The sequence below is a fragment of the Sedimentibacter sp. MB35-C1 genome, assembly GCF_030913635.1.
In the GTDB taxonomy this organism is placed as follows: Bacteria; Bacillota; Clostridia; order Tissierellales; family Sedimentibacteraceae; genus Sedimentibacter.
On the sequence record NZ_CP133188.1, the window covers coordinates 2731867 to 2752813 of the forward strand.

Below are 20947 nucleotides of genomic sequence, written 5' to 3' on the forward strand. Positions count from 1 at the left end.
CTTTAGTTCTCCTTAGAAAGGAGGTGATCCAGCCGCACCTTCCGATACGGCTACCTTGTTACGACTTCACCCCAGTCATTGATCCTACCTTCGGCGCCTGCCTCCTTGCGGTTAGCTCAGCGACTTCGGGTATTACCAACTTCCATGGTGTGACGGGCGGTGTGTACAAGACCCGGGAACGCATTCACCGCGACATTCTGATTCGCGATTACTAGCAACTCCGACTTCATGTAGGCGAGTTGCAGCCTACAATCCGAACTGGGATCGGTTTATTGGGATTTGCTCCGGATTGCTCTTTCGCTTCCCTTTGTACCGACCATTGTAGCACGTGTGTAGCCCAAGACATAAGGGGCATGATGATTTGACGTCATCCCCACCTTCCTCCGATTTATCATCGGCAGTCTCTTTAGAGTGCCCAGCTTTACCTGCTGGCAACTAAGGATAAGGGTTGCGCTCGTTGCGGGACTTAACCCAACATCTCACGACACGAGCTGACGACAACCATGCACCACCTGTCTCCCTTGCTTCCGAAGAAGAGAGTACATCTCTGCACTGGTCAAGGGGATGTCAAGCCTTGGTAAGGTTCTTCGCGTTGCTTCGAATTAAACCACATGCTCCGCTGCTTGTGCGGGTCCCCGTCAATTCCTTTGAGTTTCAGTCTTGCGACCGTACTCCCCAGGCGGAGTGCTTATTGTGTTTACTTCGGCACTGACCATCGCTGGCCAACACCTAGCACTCATCGTTTACAGCGTGGACTACCAGGGTATCTAATCCTGTTTGCTACCCACGCTTTCGTGACTCAGCGTCAGTTACAGTCCAGTAAGCCGCCTTCGCCACTGGTGTTCCTCCTAATATCTACGCATTTCACCGCTACACTAGGAATTCCGCTTACCTCTCCTGCACTCAAGTAATACAGTTTCAAATGCTAACTATGGTTAAGCCTTAGCCTTTTACATCTGACACATACTACCGCCTACTCACCCTTTACGCCCAGTAAATCCGGACAACGCTCGCCCCCTACGTATTACCGCGGCTGCTGGCACGTAGTTAGCCGGGGCTTCCTCCTTGGCTACTGTCATTTTTTTCTTCACCAAGGACAGAGTTTTACGATCCGAAAACCTTCTTCACTCACGCGGCGTCGCTGCATCAGGGTTTCCCCCATTGTGCAATATTCCCCACTGCTGCCTCCCGTAGGAGTCTGGACCGTGTCTCAGTTCCAGTGTGGCCGTTCACCCTCTCAGGCCGGCTACTGATCGTCGCCTTGGTAGGCCTTTACCCCACCAACTAGCTAATCAGACGCGAACTCATCCTATACCTCTAACGATTTGACTCATCGACCATGCGGTCATCAAGTGTTATATGGTTTTAATCCCGGTTTCCCGAGGCTATTCCTTTGTACAGGGCAGATTGTTCACGCGTTACTCACCCGTCCGCCACTAGATTTACCTTTTCACTTAGCTCTCGAATTTCAAGTGTGTTGTCACTTGGGTTTAGCGTGAAGCACAAATGTGCAACTCACTGTTTTTCTACATCTTATTATATTGTGCACTTTTGTGCTTGTTGTAGATGTTCGAGCTCTCAGTGAAAAAGTAAATCTCGTTCGACTTGCATGTGTTAGGCACGCCGCCAGCGTTCGTCCTGAGCCAGGATCAAACTCTCGTTTTATATTCTTGCTCAAGATAGCGCTTAGCTTATCTTTGTCTTTCTTTACTTTGGTTCTTTAGTTCTTTTTTCTTTGAACTCTCAAAGGTTTCTTATGCTGTTTTATTGTCTAGGTTCTTCGCTGTTTTTTTGCGACAGCTTGAATATCTTATCACATCTTGTCGATGCTGTCAACTGGTAATTTCTTACTGCGTCTTATTGTTAAGTTCAGTTTGCCATCTGCTTTTTTATCGAATATGTACTATCATATTTTAATTTCATATGTATACACAACTCGTTTTTCTTGAGACAGCTTTAATAGCTTATCAGTTCAATTTGATTTTGTCAAGAGTTTTTTTCCCAACATTTTTCTTAATTTCTTCATGCTTCGACAGCTTTGTTAGTTTATCACAATACTGTTTCATTGTCAATAAAATTTTTATCTGTTTTAACCTGTCTTTTCATTTTGTTTCAAACGGCTGAAGCACTTTTATATTTTAGCTCAACAACTTATTCATGTCAATCCCTTATTTTTCTTTTATACTACTTTTTATTATTACATTTTTCATAAAAAGTACACCTGAAATGCAATTTTATATTAGCATTTACAGGTGCGTCTGATTATTATCTTATACTTACTTTCTGTACAATTCTTCCTTGATACTTAATGCAACTGAATCATAAGGGTTAATTTTCAATGCTGTTTGAATGTCTTCCTTAGCTCTGTCCAATTGATTATTATACATTAATGCAACCGCTCTATTGCAAAACACTTCACAATTTCCAGGATCAATATTTAATAAATCTGTAAAAATCTCGGCTGCTTCCACATATTTTTTCCTGCAAAGCTTGCACAATCCAAGCTCATTCAATGCATCCTTCTGTTCATGCTCTAATTTAAGCACATTTTCAAAGTATGTCTCAGCTATATCGTATTGTCCCAGCGCTCTATATGCAAGGCCTATAAAAAACAACAGATTCCACCATGTTCCAAGTTGTTTGACTAAAGGAAGCAGAAGCTCCAATCCCTCTTCCGGTTTTTCTTTTAATACAAGATTATACCCTTTTTCATAATCAACATACGGCTTTAGCTGTATTAATTCATTTCTTATTTCATCTATTCTCAAAGGGTCATCCTCGGTTTCCTGGTGCTTATTCCAAATAAGTTCTGCTTTAACATATTGCTGACTTCTTTTATAGTAAAACCCGAGTTTATAAAGTGATAGTGTAAATTTTTCATCATAGTCGAGGCATTTTTCAAAGTATTTATTTGCTTCTTCTAAAAAAATTTGGCCTTTCTTCGCTTTATTTTCTTCGTTATATTTCAAGCCCATTTTTTCTAGGGCAGATGCATAGACAAAACAACTTTTTTCATTTTCTTCTAAATTCACCAATGCTTTGCCATAGACAACTCCTCTTTCAGATTCTTCTTCATCAAATTTATTTATACAATAAATAATATATGGTTTCAAATCAAAATTAAATTTTTCCAGCATTTTAATGTACTCATCCATAAGCTCAAAATTAATATCTGAGCCGGCAATATATATAATACCGTCTATGATGTTACTTAGTGTAATGCCGTCTACTTCATCCTGTTTCTTAATATCTGCCAAAAGATTTTGTACCCTTACAGGAACAGGCAGTTCTTTGTCTGGGCTATATATATTATTTTTAAATGTTATTGATGCGCCTTTTTTTATAGTAATAAAAGAAATATCATTTCTTATTTTTTCATAAAACTCTTGAAAAAATTTATCTTTTTTGTTCATAGTTCATTTCCTCCAATAGTTCATTTATTATATACGTATCGCATCTGTTAAAAATATTATCCTTTTCTTTATATACAAATAATGTGGCCTTATTACCTATATCTACTAATCTAAATTCATTTGCTATTTTTTCCTTTGCCTCTTCTCCAAAATACTTTTCTTTAAATTTATTGTCATATGCCAGCTGCTTTTTTATAATTTTGTATTTGTCTTCCGAATTTCTATTTAGATAGTCTGGTATATCTTCATAATGATTATTAAGCACATAATCATATTTTAAGCATTCTGTGAATTCATCCGTCAAGTATCTATTATAGTCCATATATTCATACAATATTTTATAAAGCTTTTTTCTGCTGTGCGCCATTTTATATAAACTCTGATGTTTCCAGTAAAGGCTAAAATTTTCATAAAATTCAAATGCTGATTTAGCAAAATTATTTTTCAGTATATAATTAAGCGATTTTTCAAAATACTTTTCATTGTAATATTTATCAACTAGTTCCTCAATGTTTTTTAGTTTCAAGAGATCTATAGCAGAAATATACTTCGTGCATATGACTTCATACGGAGATGTTCTTCTGTATCTTATCCCATGTTTTTCAACATCTGAATATATCTTTGTTCCTTTTAACACTTTTAAAAATCCTAGCTGTATTTTTTCAGCCCTCATTCTATGTATTCCGTCAAATGACTTCTTAAATGTTTCATAGTTTTCATACGGAAGCCCTGCTATTAAATCGAGATGAACATGTATGTTTTCACCATTTCTTATGCTGTTAATCACTCGTCTCAGCTTTTCTACATCCATATGCCTGTTTATTTCAGCAAGTGTCTCACTATTCAAAGACTGAACACCTATTTCAAACTGAAACATATTGACTGGTACAGTATTAATGTAATGTAAAAATTCGTCATTGATGATATCTGCCGTTATTTCAAAATGAATTGTCATGTTATTATTATTGTTTTCAATGATAAATTCCATAATTTCCATTGCTCTTTTATAGTCGGCATTAAACGTCCTGTCTACAAATTTTATTTGCCTTGCCTTTGTATCTAAAAGTATCTTTAAATCTTTTTTTACTCTTGCAAGAGAAAAATTTCTTATTCTTTTATCTATTGAAGACATGCAAAAGCTACATCTAAAGGGGCACCCTCTAGATGATTCATAATATATAATTTTATCTTTAAAACTTTCTCTTTCTTCATATGGATAATTAATTATATCCAAATTCATAATTGGATCTCTTTGTTTGTTTATTACTACATTTCCATTTTCTCTATAAGCAAGCCCATCTATATTTCTAAAACAGGAATTTTCTTTTTTATATTCAAGCAAAAACTCTCTGAATGTTAACTCACCTTCTCCAAAAATAACATAATCCACATGCGGCTCATTATCCATAAATTTATTAATTTCAAATGAAACTTCTGGCCCTCCGCACAAAATTTCAACGCCTGTTTTTGCTTCTTTTATTATGTATGCCAATTCTTTTATGTATTCTATATTCCATACATATGTTGAAAAACATATTAAATCCGCATTTGCAGAAAACAACTCATCCAGTATGTATTCTTGCTTTTGGTTAATAGTAAACTCTTTTATTTCCATTTCAATTTTATCGTTCTGACAAAATTTCTTCAAGTATCTAACTGCAAGATTAGCATGTATAAATTTTGAATCAAGAGTTATAAGCAAAATTTTCATATGTTCACCTTCATAAGCCCTGACTTATTTCTCAGTATTACTTCATTTTTCCCTCTTTTTATGACCAAGCACTTTCCCAAAAACGGATGAGTGAAGGACGAATATTTCAATAATTCTTTAACATCAGGTATGTTGCAATGTGATACTTTAAGCTTTTCAGGATTTATTATTCCCTTTCTCAGTTTATATAAATATGAAGAAAAACTCGATAATACGGTTTCTTCACTTGTTTCAGTTTTTATTTTTTCTTCTACATTGAATAGATATTGAAGAGATTTAAATTTATCCATCAGTTCATCCGCCATTAACTTGTTTTCTGAAAGCATTTTAATTCTTTCTTTTTCAAATTCTATCAAACTGATTTTATTTACTTTCATATTATTATACTTTAAAAAATCTTTAAAAGAAAAATTGATCAATCTCTCCCTGCACAGTTCAGTCATATTTTCTATATAATCATCTTTGCTTAAATATTCGAAAATTGCAGATGAGAGAATAATTGTATTTAATATAGCTTTTTTGCTTGAAGAATAAAAAAGCGTCGCCCTAAGTGCTTCATTTAATAATACATCCCATTGTGTGTTGGCTATAATTATGGGCATAATTTTATATTCCAACAGTAAATCATCGCATTCTGAAGGCTTTTTATGTTTATAATAGTACTCTAAATTATCATCATTCCCGTTTTTATAGCATGAGAATAGTTCAATTTCTTTTTCATATCTTTCTTTATCAAACATACAGCCAATATTGTCTTCAAATGGCATAAGCGACTTTACTCCTAATATAAATAACTGTAATTTAATATCTGGAAGTTTGTCACCTGAATTATCTTCGTAGCAAAATTTAAGCAAACCATATATTTTTGACAGCATTCTTGCTCCTTAAAAAAAATAGAATCCACGTAATCCGTGGTTCTATTATACATTCTTAACTAAAAATAATAAAGTACCTTTTTATTTCTATGATTTCTTTTCTGTAGATTCCTGCACATAATTTTTTTCGTATTCATATGCGAATTTTAAAACCATGTTCGAATAATCACTGACAGCAGAGTTTTCATTATTGTTATTTTCCATATATTCAATTAGTCCTATTTGTCCTCTGTTATAAGCAGTCAATGCCTTATGCATATCATTATTATATAATTCAACCAGATATGCAATCTGTGTAATTGTAAGTTTTAAATTATATCTTGTTTCAAACAGCTTGTCAGGATCGTAAACATATCCCAAATTCTCTGCAACCGGTTTAGCTGTATTTTCCATAAGTTGTCCAAGTCCTCTTTCCCCTGCCGCACCCTGTGCAACTGGATTAAAGTCGCTTTCTCTTTTAATAACCCCAAGCACTATAAAAGGATCTATATTTTTATTTTTACACTCATTAACAAGAAATTCAGAGTCATCATACTCAAAGTTTGTTAAGCTGCAAATATATTCGATTAATTCTTTTTGCATCAAGAATGAATTTTTTAAATCATATATCATAGCATGTCTTCTAACTATGTCAAATTGATGATCTGACATATCCTCAGCAACAGCAATCATGCTTAAATTCACCATCATAAAATATGATAGTATGCATATAACAAGAAGTACCGCAAAATACTTTTCGCGCTTCATTTTATCACCCTTTCATGTTTGTTAACTAATTATATTTTTACTTTTTACTTAGGTCAACGAAAAAAGATGACATGTATTGTTGAAATGTGGAGCATTATGACAATACAAGGGCGATTTATAAGAAATCAGTTTAAAAAAAGAACAACACTTAGGTTGTTCTTGAATATTGCTCACTATATTACATTCTCTCAGGTGTTTCCATGCCTAAAAGTTCCATACCTTTTTTAAGCACCGTATTAACAGACTTAGTCAATAACAGCCTTGCTTTTTTCACTTCAATATCATCAGTTATTATAGGATTGTCATGATAGAAGCGGTTAAACTCTTGAGCAAGGCCTACAATGTACCTCGTAATGAAGAACGGCTCATACTTATCGTGAGAGCTTAGTACTGCAGCTTTAAATCCTTCAAGCTTTCTGATTACATTGAAGGCTTCCTTGTCGGTTAAAATAGAGTAATCCACATCATCATTAATTTGTGTTTCACTCTTGCGAAGAACACTGCATGTTCTCGCATATGTGTACTGTACATATGGTCCTGTTTCTCCCTCAAAGCTCAGTGTTTTTTCCCATGAGAACGTATAATCCTTTATTCTGTTATTAAATAACTCTTGGAATATTACCGCTCCAATTCCAACCTGCTTTGCAACCTCTTCCTTGTTTTCCAGATCTGAATTTCTTTCATTTATTATGTCCATTGTTTTTTCAATTGCCTTATTTAATACATCTTCCAGGAAAACCACGCGTCCCTTACGAGTTGCAAGCGCACCATCCTCTAGGCTTACTGTGCCGAACATTACATGCACACAATCTTCTGGCCAGTCGTATCCCATTATTTCAATAATTTTTTTCCATTGTTCGAAGTGCAGCTTTTGAGGTGCTCCAACTACATATATATTTTTATAAAAATCGTAAGTCTTCTTTCTGTACATTGCAGCTGCAATATCCCTTGTAACATAAAGGGTTGATCCATCACTTTTTTGTATTACTGCATCAGTCAATCCATATTGCTGAAGCTCTACTATTTTAGCTCCTTCTGAATCTTTTAAAAGCCCTTTTTCTTCAAGCTCATCCAATACTGCCTGCATCTTATCCGAATAGAAACTTTCACCTGCATATGAATCAAACTTGATATTCAGCATGTTATAAACTCTGTTGAACTCCTTAAGGCTAACCTCTCTGAACCATGTCCAGAGTTTTTTCGCCTCCTCGTTTCCGTTCTCCAGCTCTTTAAACCAATACCTTGCTTCATCTCTATATTCAGGATGTGCCTCTATTTCCTGATTGTATCTTACATAAAGCTTTAAAAGCTCTTTTATCGGGTCATTCTCAATTGCTTCTACCACTTCAGGAGTTCCCCATTTTTTATATGCTGATATCAGCATTCCGAATTGAGTGCCATAGTCTCCTAAATGGTTAATTGTAATTGTATTGTATCCTAAATATTTATAAACCTTATAAATAGAGTTTCCTATTATTGTAGTCCTTATATGGCCGATGTGAAACGGTTTGGCTATATTTGGAGAAGAAAATTCAACAATGACATTTTTCCCTTCTCCTACGTTTGTACTTCCGTAATTTTCTTTTTCCTCATACACAAGCTTTAATATTTTTTCGGCAAAATGTTTTTTATCTACGAAAAAATTAACGTAGGGACCAGCGCTTTCAATTTTTTCAAACTCTTCTGTTGAATTTATTTTGCCTGCGATTTCAGAAGCAATAATTGCAGGAGATTTTCTGTATTTCTTTGCAAATTTAAAACATGGCACAGCATAGTCTCCCATATCCTGGCTTGGCGGTATCTCAATCATTGCAAGAGCTTCGTCCACAGACAGTTCATTTTCTATAGATGTAAACAATTCAGCTGCTCTAACTTTAAAATCCATATCTATCCTCCATAGGTTCTACCTATTATGTAATAATTTATTTAATACTGCAATCATTTGTTACGCTAAAAAGCTGTAAAGTATCTGTATGTATAGAATTTTATTGTTATATAATAACACGGTAAAATTTATATGTCAATTTACAAATCCAGCTCTGTCTCCCCGTCTCCCTGAGTTATATGCCATTTGTCGTGGGCGGTTATTTCATCTAAAGTTACTTTATCTGACAGTATATTGGCAATCATCATATTATTTTTTGGAGGCTTCCTTGTAAGCATAAACCCATGTCCCAGCAAAACTTTTTTATATTCACCATAAAGTCCCGTTCCTACCACAACATATTCAATTCCATTGTCATAGCAGTATTTTGAGACTCCGTTAGCCAAGGCCTTTATGAATCTCTCGCTTGTTGGGTCTGTAAAGAACTCCACCGCAGATGTCATCTTAGAACCATTGGCAAATGAATTGTGTAAAATAGCAAATCCTACTATTTCCCCATTATATTTTGCAAGTATAGTTACATAATCTACGTCGGGTCTTTCATTATATCTATAGTTCAGGTACTTATAATCTCTTACCAGGCATACATTATATTTTGATTTATATCTATCCCAACATTGCTGGATGCTTTGAGGAACTTTGTCAAGAATTTCAAATTTAATATCTTTATCCATTACTCTTGTCAGTCTGCTCTTCATAAATGTAGAATAAATCGAATTGCCTATCGCTGCAAGAGGTCCGATCTTTATTCTTCTTTTTAATATATTTGTTATTAATATAGGTTTTACATACACTTCCTTTTCAAACAATGTAGGCCAGCCGAATCTCTGATAAGCCGGATATGACTGATCATTAGCAAGGCCTATAACAACATCTACTCCATCTTGAAGTCCTCTTTCACATGAATTCTGCGTCATTTTCCTGAATATTCCCTGCCTTTTGTAGTCAGGATGGGTCATTGATTTAACTGAGTGGGCTGTTAAAAGAACTTTTCCGTTTACGTACAGCTCGTTCGGAAGAAGCCCGTCGCAGCCAATTACCTTATCTCCTTCTTTTAGCAAATACATCATGTTTCCCGACTTATTATAAGGATTTTTTTCAAAAAGCCATTCATACATCTCTTTTTTACTGTTTGTATTTTCTCCAAAGGATATCACCGATAACTCTTCAAATGCTTCAAAATCTCTGTCCATATCTAATCTTACTATTTCTCTTTCCATACAACCTCCCGATGATTAATACCTGGTTTATCTTCTATTTTATGTAATTTATATTTTATTATAATGTTTATAGTATTAAAATGCAAAAGTAATTTAATAAAATTGAAAACAAACATAATTTTTCAGATTTGACAAATAAAATTATTCATATTATAATATAGGCAAATCTGATAAAAGAAAGGTAATAGGTGGAATGATTAGATAATTTGCTTTTGATTATGTAAATAATAAATAAACCTGAAATGGTTAATTATTGACACATTATATTGAGAGTAAATTAATTTCCACACTTTTTTATACAATGCATATTTTTCGTTGTTTATTTTTTGTTTGGTGTTAATTTTCTCTCTTAAGGAGGGATTTTTTTATGTCTTTAATACAAGTAAACAATTTGACATTCAGATATGAAACAAACTATAAAAATATATTTGAAAATACAACTTTTGAAATTGATACTGACTGGAAACTCGGATTCATAGGAAGAAACGGCAGGGGAAAAACTACGTTGCTAAAATTGCTTATGGGTATGTATAAGTACAGCGGTAATATAGAGGCTTCTGTAAAGTTTGATTACTTTCCTTTTGAAGCTGACGTTGAACAAAATACTCTTGAAACCGTAAGAAATATAGTAGCTCCTTTCACTTACTGGGAAAAAGAAATGGACCGATGTATTCGCGAAAAATCTGACAGTTCAATTAAAAGATACGGAGAACTGTTGGATTTATATGCCCATAACGACGGATACATTATCAATGAATTAATTGAAAAGGAAATAAGGAAGCTTTATGTTGATGCGGAAATCCTCTCACGTAAATTCGATACCCTCAGCAGCGGTGAAAAAACAAAAGTCCTGATTGCCGCACTGTTTCTGAAGAAAAACAATTTTCTACTTATTGATGAACCTACAAATCATCTGGATTTAGAAGGAAGAAATTGCGTTTCCGAATATCTGAGTCAGAAAAGAGGATTTATATTGGTTTCGCACGACAGACATTTCCTTGACTCCTCGGTTGATCACATACTGTCAATAAACAAATGCAGCATCGAAATTCAGAAAGGAAATTTTTCTAGTTGGCAGGAAAATAAAAATAGGCAGGATGCTTATGAAATAAATAAAAATGAAAAGCTTAAACGTGAAATTTTTAATCTCGAGGAGTCATTCAGGAGAACATCCGGATGGAGTGATAAGGTAGAAGCATCTAAAATAGGAGAACACGCCTATGACAGAGGAGCCATAGGACACAAAGCAGCAAAAATGATGAAAAGGGCAAAGTCCATTGAACGGCGAAAGCTTAAATCTCTTGATGAAAAGAAAAAGCTTCTCAATAATATTGAACAATTTGATTCCCTTAAAGTAATTCCCAAGTCTTATCATAAGGACACTCTTATATATATTGATAATCTAAGTATAAGTTTTAACGGCAGAAAAGTAATTGAGAATGTAGGATTTTCAGTAAGTCAAGGTGATAGAATTGCTTTAAGGGGCAAGAACGGTTCAGGAAAATCAAGCATATTAAAAGTATTGCTTGGTAAGAATGATTGCTATGGCGGAACCGTCAATATAGGTAGCAACTTGATTATATCATATGTTCCGCAAGACACGTCTTTTTTGAAAGGTAGCTTTCAAAATTTCATAAATGACGAAAATATAAATGAAAGTGTCTTCAGAATGTTAATGTCAAAATTTGATATGTATTCGGATGATTTCTCCAAAAATTTAGAGGAGTTAAGCGAAGGTCAGAAAAAGAAGGTATTAATTGCCAAGAGTCTGTCAGAAAGTGCTCATATATATGTTTGGGATGAACCGCTGAACTTTATCGATGTATATTCTAGGATTCAAATACAAGAGCTTATAGAAAATTTCGAGCCGACAATGATTTTTGTAGAACACGATTATTCTTTCAATGAAACTATATCAACTAAAATAGTAGAACTTTAAATATTGATCGACCTTAAAACTTGCTCTTTATATTCTTTTCACTTATTCATTTATTTTTTCTTAGTTATAGTGTATTATTAAAATGATAATACACTATTTTCTTATAACTGTTATTAATTTAAACGGTCGAAGATTAAGAACAGGCGGTGATATAATGAAATACTTAATAGGTATAGATGCAGGTGGCAGTAAATCTGAGCTTACGGCATATGATTTAAGCGGAAACATACTGTCAGAAATAGCAGGAGGGGCAGGAAATCCTGCTATAAATCTAGAAAGTACGATGAATAATATTATATCTCTCATAAATAAATGTGCAGCCGAACTTGGAAAAGAATGCATGCTTATTTCAATTGGGATGGCATCAGTAGAAACTGGGAATTATGTCGAATTAATAAAAAAACATGTGGAAGATACATGTAAAATTGAAACTTTGGTTTTTAATGATGGAGAAATGGCTTGTAAAGCATATTTCCAAGAGAATGACGGAATATTGGCAATTGCGGGTACCGGCTCTTCATGCTACGTTCAAAAAAATGGACATGGCGAAATGGTTGGAGGCTGGGGGCATATTTTGGGTGATGAAGGAAGCGGATATCATATAGTAATAGAACTGTTCAAGGAGATAATTTATAACATTGACAAAAATATTGAATTAGATAATTTAAGCGTGCAAGCCCTTAGAGAAATAGGCGGCTCCTCCCGATCCGAAATAATGAATTTCATTTATAATAATGAAAAGGACACCATAGCTGCACTGTTCCCAATAATTGCACACTGTGGAGAAAACGGAGATAATCATGCTGAAACGTTGCTGAATACAGCAGGAAAAAACCTTGCAGAACTTACCTCCACAGCTTATAAGAAAAAGGGATTTAAAGGGCATATTACTATAGGAATAAAAGGCGGCGTGTTTCACAACAGCATAGTAATAAGACAATCGTATATAAATGAGCTTAAGAAACAACTGAAAAGCTTCAGTATAATTGAAAAGGATATTTCCGCAACAAAGGCCGTGCTTTACTTATATAGCAATAAGTAGTTATAAACTCAATCTTCAAAAATAGTTTGTAAATCAGATGTTAAGATATAGCTTTTTATGACAAAATAAAAAATGATATGCAAACCACCAGTTCACTACACAACTGGTGGTTTGATTTTATATTTGATTCTAAATCACATTATTCGGAAAGTTCCTTTAATTTCATACCATTTTCAGGATCTACTCTAAGAGCACTTTCCCATCCCTTTTCATAAGCTAACTTATAATAAGCATCTGCAACATCTGATGGTAAAGTAAGCTCCACCATACCCTCTGCTGTTAATATATCATTTTCATCAGCAATTGCTTTTACGTAGTATTCATTCGAAGCGGCTTCAATTTCTTTGCCTGCTTCTACTATTGCATTTTGCTGGTTTTTGCTTAGTTTATTCCAAGCTTTGTCACTCATCATAATACATACATCTACATTGTAGAAAGCTGGTTGGATTATATATTTAGACACTTCCTGCCATCCAAAATCTTTTACACCTACGCTCGGCCATCCATAACCTTGGATAACATTACGCTCCAATGCTTGATATGCCTCTCCAGGAGCAGTATTTACAACACCGGCGCCTAATCCGTCTACGAAGGCTTGGTATGCAGGAGTTGCCCTAATAGTCAAACCTTGGAAATCTTCAAGTTTAGTAATTTCATTTTTTGTATACAAATTATATGTTAATCCGTTTGTAGTTGCAGCTATATAATGAGCATTAAGTTTATCTTTATATAAGTCTTTAACAAAATCAAATCCTCCTGTTTCTCTCAGTTTTTCTGCATCAGTTAATTTCATTGCTTCCATGACAGGAACATGAGAAACATTATAAGTATGAGCTGTCCACGCTATATCTATTATCCCATTTTTTAGAGCTTCAACGAGTTGATAGCTTGGTATTGTCTCCGGGCCTCCGCCCCATACAACTTCAACTGTACCATTTGTTTTTTCTGACACTTTTTGTGCAAAATCATCCATGTTGAATAAAAGTGTATTACCTTCAGCCCATGCGGATGTAACTGCAAGTGTTATCTTTTCATCAGCATTTCCCTCAGGAGAAACTTGTTCACCTAAAGATTGTGCAGGTTTATCGTTTTTTCCGCATCCAATTATCCCAATTAGCAACGTGATAATCAATAAAAATAGCAAGCCTTTCTTAAACATTTTCTTTCCTCCTTATTTTTCAATTAATTTACTTAATATAGACTTGGCAACCAAGTAACAATTGGTGGTATTACCGCCATTAAGAGCAACGCCAATACGTCCATTGTAACAAACGGTATGGCTCCGTCATATATATCGCGCATTGTTACTTCTGGAGGTGATACTCCCTTCATAGTAAACAGTGCTAGTCCAACTGGTGGAGTAAGTTGACCTATCTGTAAACATATTAGGTAAAGAACTGCAAACCAAATTGTATTTACTCCTAAACTTATAATTACTGGCATCATAATAGGTAACGTTATCATCATGATTGCTGTTTGTTCCATAAAGAAACCTAGGGCAACAATAATCAAAAGCATTGTAGAAATAATTATAAATGGAGACGTTGACATTCCCATTATAGCTACAACAGCTTCTCTACTTGCACCTGTCATAGCTAATATTTGACTAAACCCTGCTGAACCTGCAATTATAATCAATACCATTGCAGTTACTTTTAAGGAATCAACCAGAGTTTTGTACACTAATTTCCAAGAAAATTTTCTATACATAATTGTTAAAATGTAAGAACTTAAAGCACCAATTGCTGCTGCTTCTGTTGGCGTACCTATTCCAGTAAATATAATTCCCATTACAACAAGGAATATAAAGATTAAGGGTACAATATCCTTCAACGCTCCTAATAGCATTTCCTTTAAAGTAGAATCTTCTACATTGTATGCCGGTGCCATTTCAGGATTAATAATGCATACCACCATAACATATCCAATATACATAGCCATCAATAATACTCCAGGAAGTATTGCACCTATTAATATCTTACCTACTGAAATTCCTGAAATGCTTCCTAGCAAAACTGCTAATGCACTTGGTGGAATTACCATGGCCAGAGCTCCGGAAGCCATTATTGAACCAGTTATTAATTTCTTTGAATATCCCCTGTTCATCATTTCAGGAAGCATCAGGGAGCCAAACATTGCCGTGTTCGCAACAACTGAACCGGATAGTGCAGCAAATACGCCGCCTCCAAGTAAAGTAATGATACTTAATCTTCCCGGAACCTTTTTAACGAACTTGGCCAGCGAATCCAGAGTTCTTGACACTAATCCGGATTGATAAAAAACTTCACCCATTATCATAAAAAACGGTATTGGGGTCAGTGAAAACTGAGCTACTTGATCATACATTCCTAATACAAGCTGACGAATTCCGAATGCACCCTGCATCTTAAACATAATAGCAGAAGATACAAGAATAAAACTAAATGCAATAGGTAACCCAGTCAGCATTACGGCTACAAGAACAAAGAAAATTAGAACTAATACTAAATACCACTCCAAATAAATCACCTCTTTTTAAACTACTTTTTTGTATTTCTTGAACTCTTCATAATCACTAACGAAATTTCTAATGAATTGAATAGTGATAAAGAACATACCTAACGGGATAACAATTGTGAGTAACCACTGTGGTGTCCCCATAGAATCCATTACCTTAATTTTGAAATTATAGTTATCTGATACTACTAAATATCCAAAGCAAAAAATACATGCAGATATAATAGCACCAACAAAATTAACAACCATTGACAAGATATTGTTTACTTTTGTCGGTAAGGCATTTATTAATATGTCGAGATTTATATGCCCTTTATTTTTCAATATCTGAGGTGACCCTAAGAATGTAACGTATAATAAACTGTATGTTGAATACTCAACTAAGTTCGAAAGTGGCTTATTAAAAACCACTCTTGAAAAAGTCGAATAACATATACCAATCAGCAGGAAAGCCAAAGCTAATGCTGCAATTCCTGATAGAACTGATATGCAAATATCAATTACTCGATTAATTGTTTTCATATTTTCATCACCCATTCAATCTTTATTCAGACGTATCACAAAGTTTTTTGAGATTATCCCATTTCTCATCAACGTATTCCTGTAGTTGGGCTATTTGCTCCTCACTAACGTGCTTGTATTTTTTCATTGAATACAAATAATCTTTTAACGAAATGGGGTTCTTAACGTCAATATTCAACTTATATTTACCGTTTTCAAATTCGTAAATTGGCATAAATCTTGACTGAACTCCTTTTCTAACAATATCGATACTTTTTTCGGATTCATATCCCCAACCTGTTGCACAACTATTGTATATGTGAATATAAGCTAGTCCATTCTTCACATTTTTTGCTTTTTCAATTTTCTTAATTAAGTCAGGCATATATGCCGGTGACGCTGTTGCCATATAAGGAATTCCGTGTGCCGCCATTATCAAAGGCATATCTTTCTTATGAGATGTTTTGCCGTGACTTTTTGTTCCTACCGGAGTAGTCGATGTCCATGATCCTAAAGATGTCGAACTGCTTCTTTGGAATCCGGTATTCATATAACCTTCATTATCATAACAAATGTATATTATATTGTCTCCTCTTTCCGCAGCTCCTGATAATGCTTGGAAGCCGGCATCTAAAGATGCACCGTCCCCTGCAAATGCAACTGCATTCACATCTCTGCCTATGCGTTCATAATATTTCTTTATTCCTGTAAGCATAGAGGCAGTATTGTCAAGTAGTGGAAAGAACACAGGAATTTTCATACCGGTCTTATCTGCCCAACCTACACTCTGTACTCCTCCCATGCATCCTGGAGGAACTGCTACTATTGTATTAGGTCCTAATATTTGTAATGCTGTTCTCATGGAAAGCTCAACATTGCATCCTAAACAGGCAGTAATGCCAGGACCCACCATATCTTCATATGACGCCATTTTTTCTGCTATAGACATATTTATCTCCCCTTTCTGTTAATTAGCCAGTGGGCTCTATTTTCAAGTTGTTTATTTTCTCCTGCTTTGATAACACTATCCAAAGCTTCAACCATTAGATTAGTTGTCAAGTCTTCTCCGCCTAAACCACCTATGAATGGTACTGTCGGAATAGGATCTAAGCTGCTTATAGCGGATTTTATTTCTTGATAAACAATACCTGTGTGCCAGCCAAAGCTTACGTTACGATCTATTACTCCAATTGCTTTAGCATTTTTAAGGAATTCATTTACCTCATCAACCGGGAATGGTCTTAGTGATCTTATTTTTATAAGTCCGCATTTAACACCTTTCTCCCTTGCCAAATCAACAGCTATTCTTGCAGATCCGGTCAAAGAGCCTAATGTTACCAGGACATATTCGGCATCTTCCATTCTATATGGCTCTACAAGCCCAAAATAATCCCTGCCAAATTTTTTAGCAAATTCATCATTAACTTCCTTAATAACTCTTTTTGCATTATCCATAGCCGCCATATGAAGTTCTCTGTAATATTGCAGATAGTTTCCTGGTGTTAACGGGTCAACAGCCATTGGAGTTTCCGGATCAAGCTTCACATGAGTTGGTTTGTATGGAGGTAAAAATGCATTAACTTCTTCCTGTAATGGAACTTCTACACCTTCAGTCATATGTGACAAATAAAACCCGTCATAGCATATATTTATTGGTAATAAAACGTCATTATTTTCCGCAATCTTAAATGCCTGGATAGTCATGTCTAAAATTTCTTGGTTATCTTCAACATAAATCTGTATCCACCCGGCATCCCTAACCGTAAGTGAATCTTGAGGTCCTCCCCAAACTGATTGAGGTGATATCATTTCTCTGTTTACAATATTCATTACTATTGGCAATCTCATTGTAGATGCCCTAAAATATGGTTCATACATTAACGCCAGTCCCTGTGAAGATGTAGCTGTGAATGTCCTTGCTCCGGCAAGGGAAGCTCCGGTTAATACACTCATAGCAGAATGTTCTGATTCCGGCTCTACGATTGTAGAATCCATTACACCATCTGCAACATATTGACTAAAATGTTGAACTAATGGAGTTTGAGGTGTTATCGGATATGCAGCTACCACATCCGGTTTTGAAAGAATTGCACCTATAGCTGCTGCATGGTTTCCATCTAAAACTTTAATATTTTTCATTTCTACTCCTGCTCCTCCTTAATATATTCAATAGCTTTTGCAGGACATTCATGAATACACACACCACATCCTTTACAAAATTCTAAATCAATATGATAACTTCCATCAATTAACTTAACAGAATTGGTTGGACAATACAATAAACACATTCCGCATTTTTTACATTTATCGTGCTGTATAACTGGTGGATAAACTTTCCAGCTGCCGGTATTGATAATATTCAATTCCTTTCCTACAGCACATATAAAGTCAGTTTTAATCATGAATAATACCTCCATTCACTTCCTTTATAACAACATTATTATATCCGCACTTCAACGCATCAAGGTTCTTAGAGCCCCAAATCTCCTGAGTCTTCTCACTAACCTTATCAAAGCTTACCCAGTTTGTTGCTTTGACAAATGCACCTAACACAATAGTGTTTGGCAATAATCTTCCAAATATCTTCATTGAAGCAGAATTTGCGTCTATGTAAGCCACTTTAGTTATATTTTTAGGGATTTTAATTTCTTCAATTGTTTTAGAGTTAATAATAAGTATAGCGTTTTCCTTTGCTCCAACAAAAACATCTACACTATTTAGCAGCGATGGGTCAATTACCATTATGCAGTCTGGATTGTAAACTTGGTTTTTTTCTCTTATTTTCTTTTCATCAATTCTTACAAAGGCGCTAACTGGGCCACCTTTTTTTTCAAACCCAAAATAAGGAAAACAGGCGCCAAATTTACCATCTTGAACTGCAGCATATACAATTATCTCAGATGTAGTAACAGCCCCTTGTCCTCCTCTTCCATGAATTCGAATTTCTTTCATTATAAATCACTCTCCTTTACTTTTTTAATAATCTTAAATATAAACTTTGTAATACTATAAATTATTGTTTATTTATAAAATGGTTTATAAGCCACTTTTTTAAAGTGTAAATATTCTATCTTCGCATTCAAACCTAATTTGATAAACTCCGTTTTAACAAGTAATGTTTACAATTTATACTCTATCTTCTATAATTAATATTAACTTGTATATAAATTGGAGGTGTTTCAATGCTCAATAAGTCTCTTTGGGTTATCGAAGACAAAAATATTCAAGAAAAAATAATCAAGTATTCTAAAAATATTCGCCATTTCCGCAAAGGTAACTTAATTTTTCAGCAAGAAGATATAAGAGATTGCCTATATTTTCTAACCGAAGGTAGAGTCAGAGTAAGTATTTCAAATTCCAGTGGCTCCGAAAAAACCCTTGCCGTTCATGAGCCCGGTTCATTCTTTGGCGAAACAGCTTTCTTTGATGAAGACCCAAGTTTTACTTATGCTGAAGCTCTTAAAGATTCTACCCTGGTTGTTTTAAACAAAGAACAATTTACAAAGATGATGAAGGATGACCCAAATCTTGCCTTCAACATATTTAATTCTATGGGCAGAAAAATTCGGCTACTTTCATATCAGGTAAAATATCTTTCTTTCATGAAAATTGAAGAAAGGTTAATGTCATTATTAATAACATTGTTCTTAACAGTTGGCACAAAATGTTCTCGTGATGCTATATGCAAAGTAAAATCCTCCAAGTTTAATGGTTCATGCGCTAATGGCCATATCTTAGATTTAACAATTACCGATCAAGAAATAGGGGACATGATTAGTGCTAGGAGAGAAGCTATAACCAAAGCCATAAATAATTTAAAAAATCAAAAATTAATATATAAAAACAAAAGAACAATCTGTTGTCCTAATCTATCACTTTTAGAAGAACTCCTTTCTAACTTGGAATGAGTAAAAACCGTATCTATATAATGACACATTTATTTTTATAAAACTGTGCTAATTAACACAGTTTTGTTTTTTATACTATAATAAATTATTTGAAGATGGATTAAAATTGATTTTGAAGGGAGCTAAAACATATCTATGAATAATTTGTTATTGATTATGAATCTTGGCAGCACATCAACAAAAGTTGCAATTTATAAAAATATGGAATGCCTTCACCAAGATACTTTACGTCATGATAAGGATGCTGTATTTCGTGCAATAAACGATATTTGGGACCAATATGATTTTAGGAAAAAGGTTATCACTGACTTTGTATTTAAGTGTAATTACAATCTGTCAGACTTTGACTACATAGTATCCAGAGGAGCACCGGTAAAAGCAATGAACAGCGGCACTTACAAGATTAACGAGTCCATGGTAAATGATGCAAAAAGCAGGCTTTATGGAAACCATCCCTGTGGTGTAGGTTGTGCAATTGCTTTAGATTTAGCTAACAAATTAAATATATCCGCATTAACCGTCGATGCACCTTGTATTGACGAATTCATACCTCAATCTCGATATACAGGATGGAAGGATGTTTATCGCAAAAGTTTCTACCAAGCTTTGAACCAAAAATCTGTAGGTAGAAAAGTAGCAAATGAACTTAATAAAAGCTACAATGACTTGAATGCAATTATAGTGCATATGGGAGGAGGCATGTCCATAGCTGCTCATCATAAGGGCAAGGTTGAAGATGTCAATAATGGCTTGGATGGTGATGGCCCTATGGCTCCTGAAAGAGCAGGAACATTGCCTGCCGGCGAGGTCCTAAAATATGCGTATTCAGGCAAATATACTTATGAGCAGTTGTACAAAATGGTTAATGGTAAAGGCGGACTATATCAATTATTAGGAACTACGGAATGTAGAGATATCGAAAAATTGATAGCTAATGGAGATGAAAGCACAAAAGAAGTATATGATGCTATGATTTATCAAATAGCAAAAAGTATCGGGGCTGCTGCAATTACACTTAAAGGTGAAGTAGATGCCATTGCCTTTACAGGAGGATTAGCTTACTCAGAGTATATAATAGATGAAATTTCTAAATGGTGTGGCTTTATTGCACCCATACACTTATTCCCGGGAGAAAATGAAATTGAATCTCTTGCCGAAGGTGCTATGTTAGCAATTCAGGGTAAATGGTCAATTCAACATTATGAATAAA

At 34.7% G+C, this 20947-nt stretch carries 17 protein-coding genes and 1 rRNA gene; 4 read left to right on the forward strand and 14 right to left on the reverse strand.

Translation table 11 applies throughout. The features are described 5' to 3' along the window. Positions 1–16: 16 nt before the first annotated feature. From RBQ61_RS13210 to RBQ61_RS13240, 7 genes are all read right to left on the reverse strand, one after another. A 16S ribosomal RNA gene (locus tag RBQ61_RS13210) occupies positions 17–1665 on the reverse strand. Positions 1666–2276: 611 nt separating this feature from the next. After that, positions 2277–3413: a tetratricopeptide repeat protein gene (locus tag RBQ61_RS13215; protein WP_308137738.1), complete on the reverse strand. Its 1137-nt coding sequence runs from the start codon at positions 3411–3413 to the stop codon at positions 2277–2279. Further along, positions 3397–5124, reverse strand: coding sequence for a B12-binding domain-containing radical SAM protein (locus RBQ61_RS13220; RefSeq protein ID WP_308137739.1), 1728 nt, complete (start codon positions 5122–5124; stop codon positions 3397–3399). The genes RBQ61_RS13215 and RBQ61_RS13220 overlap by 17 nt, the downstream gene beginning before the upstream one ends. Beyond that, a complete protein-coding gene (locus RBQ61_RS13225; protein WP_308137740.1) occupies positions 5121–5999 on the reverse strand; it encodes a hypothetical protein in 879 nt (292 codons plus the stop codon). Before RBQ61_RS13225 ends, RBQ61_RS13220 begins: the two co-directional genes overlap by 4 nt. A gap of 87 nt (positions 6000–6086) precedes the next feature. Continuing rightward, on the reverse strand, positions 6087–6746 hold the full coding sequence (locus RBQ61_RS13230; protein ID WP_308137741.1) for a transglycosylase SLT domain-containing protein: 660 nt from the start codon (positions 6744–6746) through the stop codon (positions 6087–6089). Between the two features lie 178 nt (positions 6747–6924). Then, positions 6925–8631, reverse strand: coding sequence for an arginine--tRNA ligase (gene argS / locus RBQ61_RS13235; RefSeq protein ID WP_308137742.1), 1707 nt, complete (start codon positions 8629–8631; stop codon positions 6925–6927). Between the two features lie 140 nt (positions 8632–8771). Then, positions 8772–9851, reverse strand: a complete 1080-nt coding sequence (locus RBQ61_RS13240) for a GNAT family N-acetyltransferase (RefSeq protein WP_308137743.1) — start codon at positions 9849–9851, stop codon at positions 8772–8774. A gap of 367 nt (positions 9852–10218) precedes the next feature. Between RBQ61_RS13240 and abc-f the strand changes: the two genes are divergently transcribed. Together abc-f and RBQ61_RS13250 are read left to right on the forward strand one after the other, a co-directional pair. Further along, a complete protein-coding gene (gene abc-f / locus RBQ61_RS13245) occupies positions 10219–11790 on the forward strand; it encodes a ribosomal protection-like ABC-F family protein (RefSeq protein WP_308137744.1) in 1572 nt (523 codons plus the stop codon). A gap of 154 nt (positions 11791–11944) precedes the next feature. Further along, entirely contained in the window at positions 11945–12832 is an 888-nt protein-coding gene (locus RBQ61_RS13250) for a BadF/BadG/BcrA/BcrD ATPase family protein (RefSeq protein WP_308137745.1), read from the forward strand. A 139-nt stretch (positions 12833–12971) separates the two neighbouring features. Here RBQ61_RS13250 and dctP read toward each other — a convergent pair whose 3' ends face one another. From dctP to RBQ61_RS13285, 7 genes are read right to left on the reverse strand one after another with little or no spacing between them, the layout of a single operon-like run. Further along, positions 12972–13991: a TRAP transporter substrate-binding protein DctP gene (gene dctP, locus RBQ61_RS13255; protein WP_308137746.1), complete on the reverse strand. Its 1020-nt coding sequence runs from the start codon at positions 13989–13991 to the stop codon at positions 12972–12974. Between the two features lie 32 nt (positions 13992–14023). Then, positions 14024–15331, reverse strand: coding sequence for a TRAP transporter large permease subunit (locus RBQ61_RS13260; protein ID WP_308137747.1), 1308 nt, complete (start codon positions 15329–15331; stop codon positions 14024–14026). Positions 15332–15346: 15 nt separating this feature from the next. Further along, positions 15347–15850, reverse strand: coding sequence for a TRAP transporter small permease (locus RBQ61_RS13265; protein WP_308137748.1), 504 nt, complete (start codon positions 15848–15850; stop codon positions 15347–15349). Positions 15851–15872: 22 nt separating this feature from the next. Continuing rightward, positions 15873–16778, reverse strand: a complete 906-nt coding sequence (locus RBQ61_RS13270; RefSeq protein ID WP_308137749.1) for a thiamine pyrophosphate-dependent enzyme — start codon at positions 16776–16778, stop codon at positions 15873–15875. 2 nt (positions 16779–16780) lie between these two features. After that, complete coding sequence (locus RBQ61_RS13275; RefSeq protein ID WP_308137750.1) at positions 16781–17968, reverse strand: phenylglyoxylate dehydrogenase; 1188 nt, start codon at positions 17966–17968, stop codon at positions 16781–16783. Between the two features lie 2 nt (positions 17969–17970). Continuing rightward, positions 17971–18231 (reverse strand): 4Fe-4S binding protein, encoded by a 261-nt coding sequence (locus tag RBQ61_RS13280; RefSeq protein ID WP_308137751.1) that lies wholly within the window; start codon positions 18229–18231, stop codon positions 17971–17973. Next, positions 18224–18781 carry a 2-oxoacid:acceptor oxidoreductase family protein gene (locus RBQ61_RS13285; protein ID WP_308137752.1) on the reverse strand — a complete coding sequence of 186 codons (558 nt, stop codon included), beginning with the start codon at positions 18779–18781 and terminating at the stop codon, positions 18224–18226. The genes RBQ61_RS13280 and RBQ61_RS13285 overlap by 8 nt, the downstream gene beginning before the upstream one ends. Before the next feature lie 230 nt (positions 18782–19011). Between RBQ61_RS13285 and RBQ61_RS13290 the strand changes: the two genes are divergently transcribed. Together RBQ61_RS13290 and buk are read left to right on the forward strand one after the other, a co-directional pair. Further along, positions 19012–19737, forward strand: coding sequence for a Crp/Fnr family transcriptional regulator (locus RBQ61_RS13290; protein WP_308137753.1), 726 nt, complete (start codon positions 19012–19014; stop codon positions 19735–19737). 135 nt (positions 19738–19872) lie between these two features. Then, positions 19873–20946: a butyrate kinase gene (gene buk / locus RBQ61_RS13295; RefSeq protein WP_308137754.1), complete on the forward strand. Its 1074-nt coding sequence runs from the start codon at positions 19873–19875 to the stop codon at positions 20944–20946. Position 20947 lies beyond the last annotated feature (1 nt).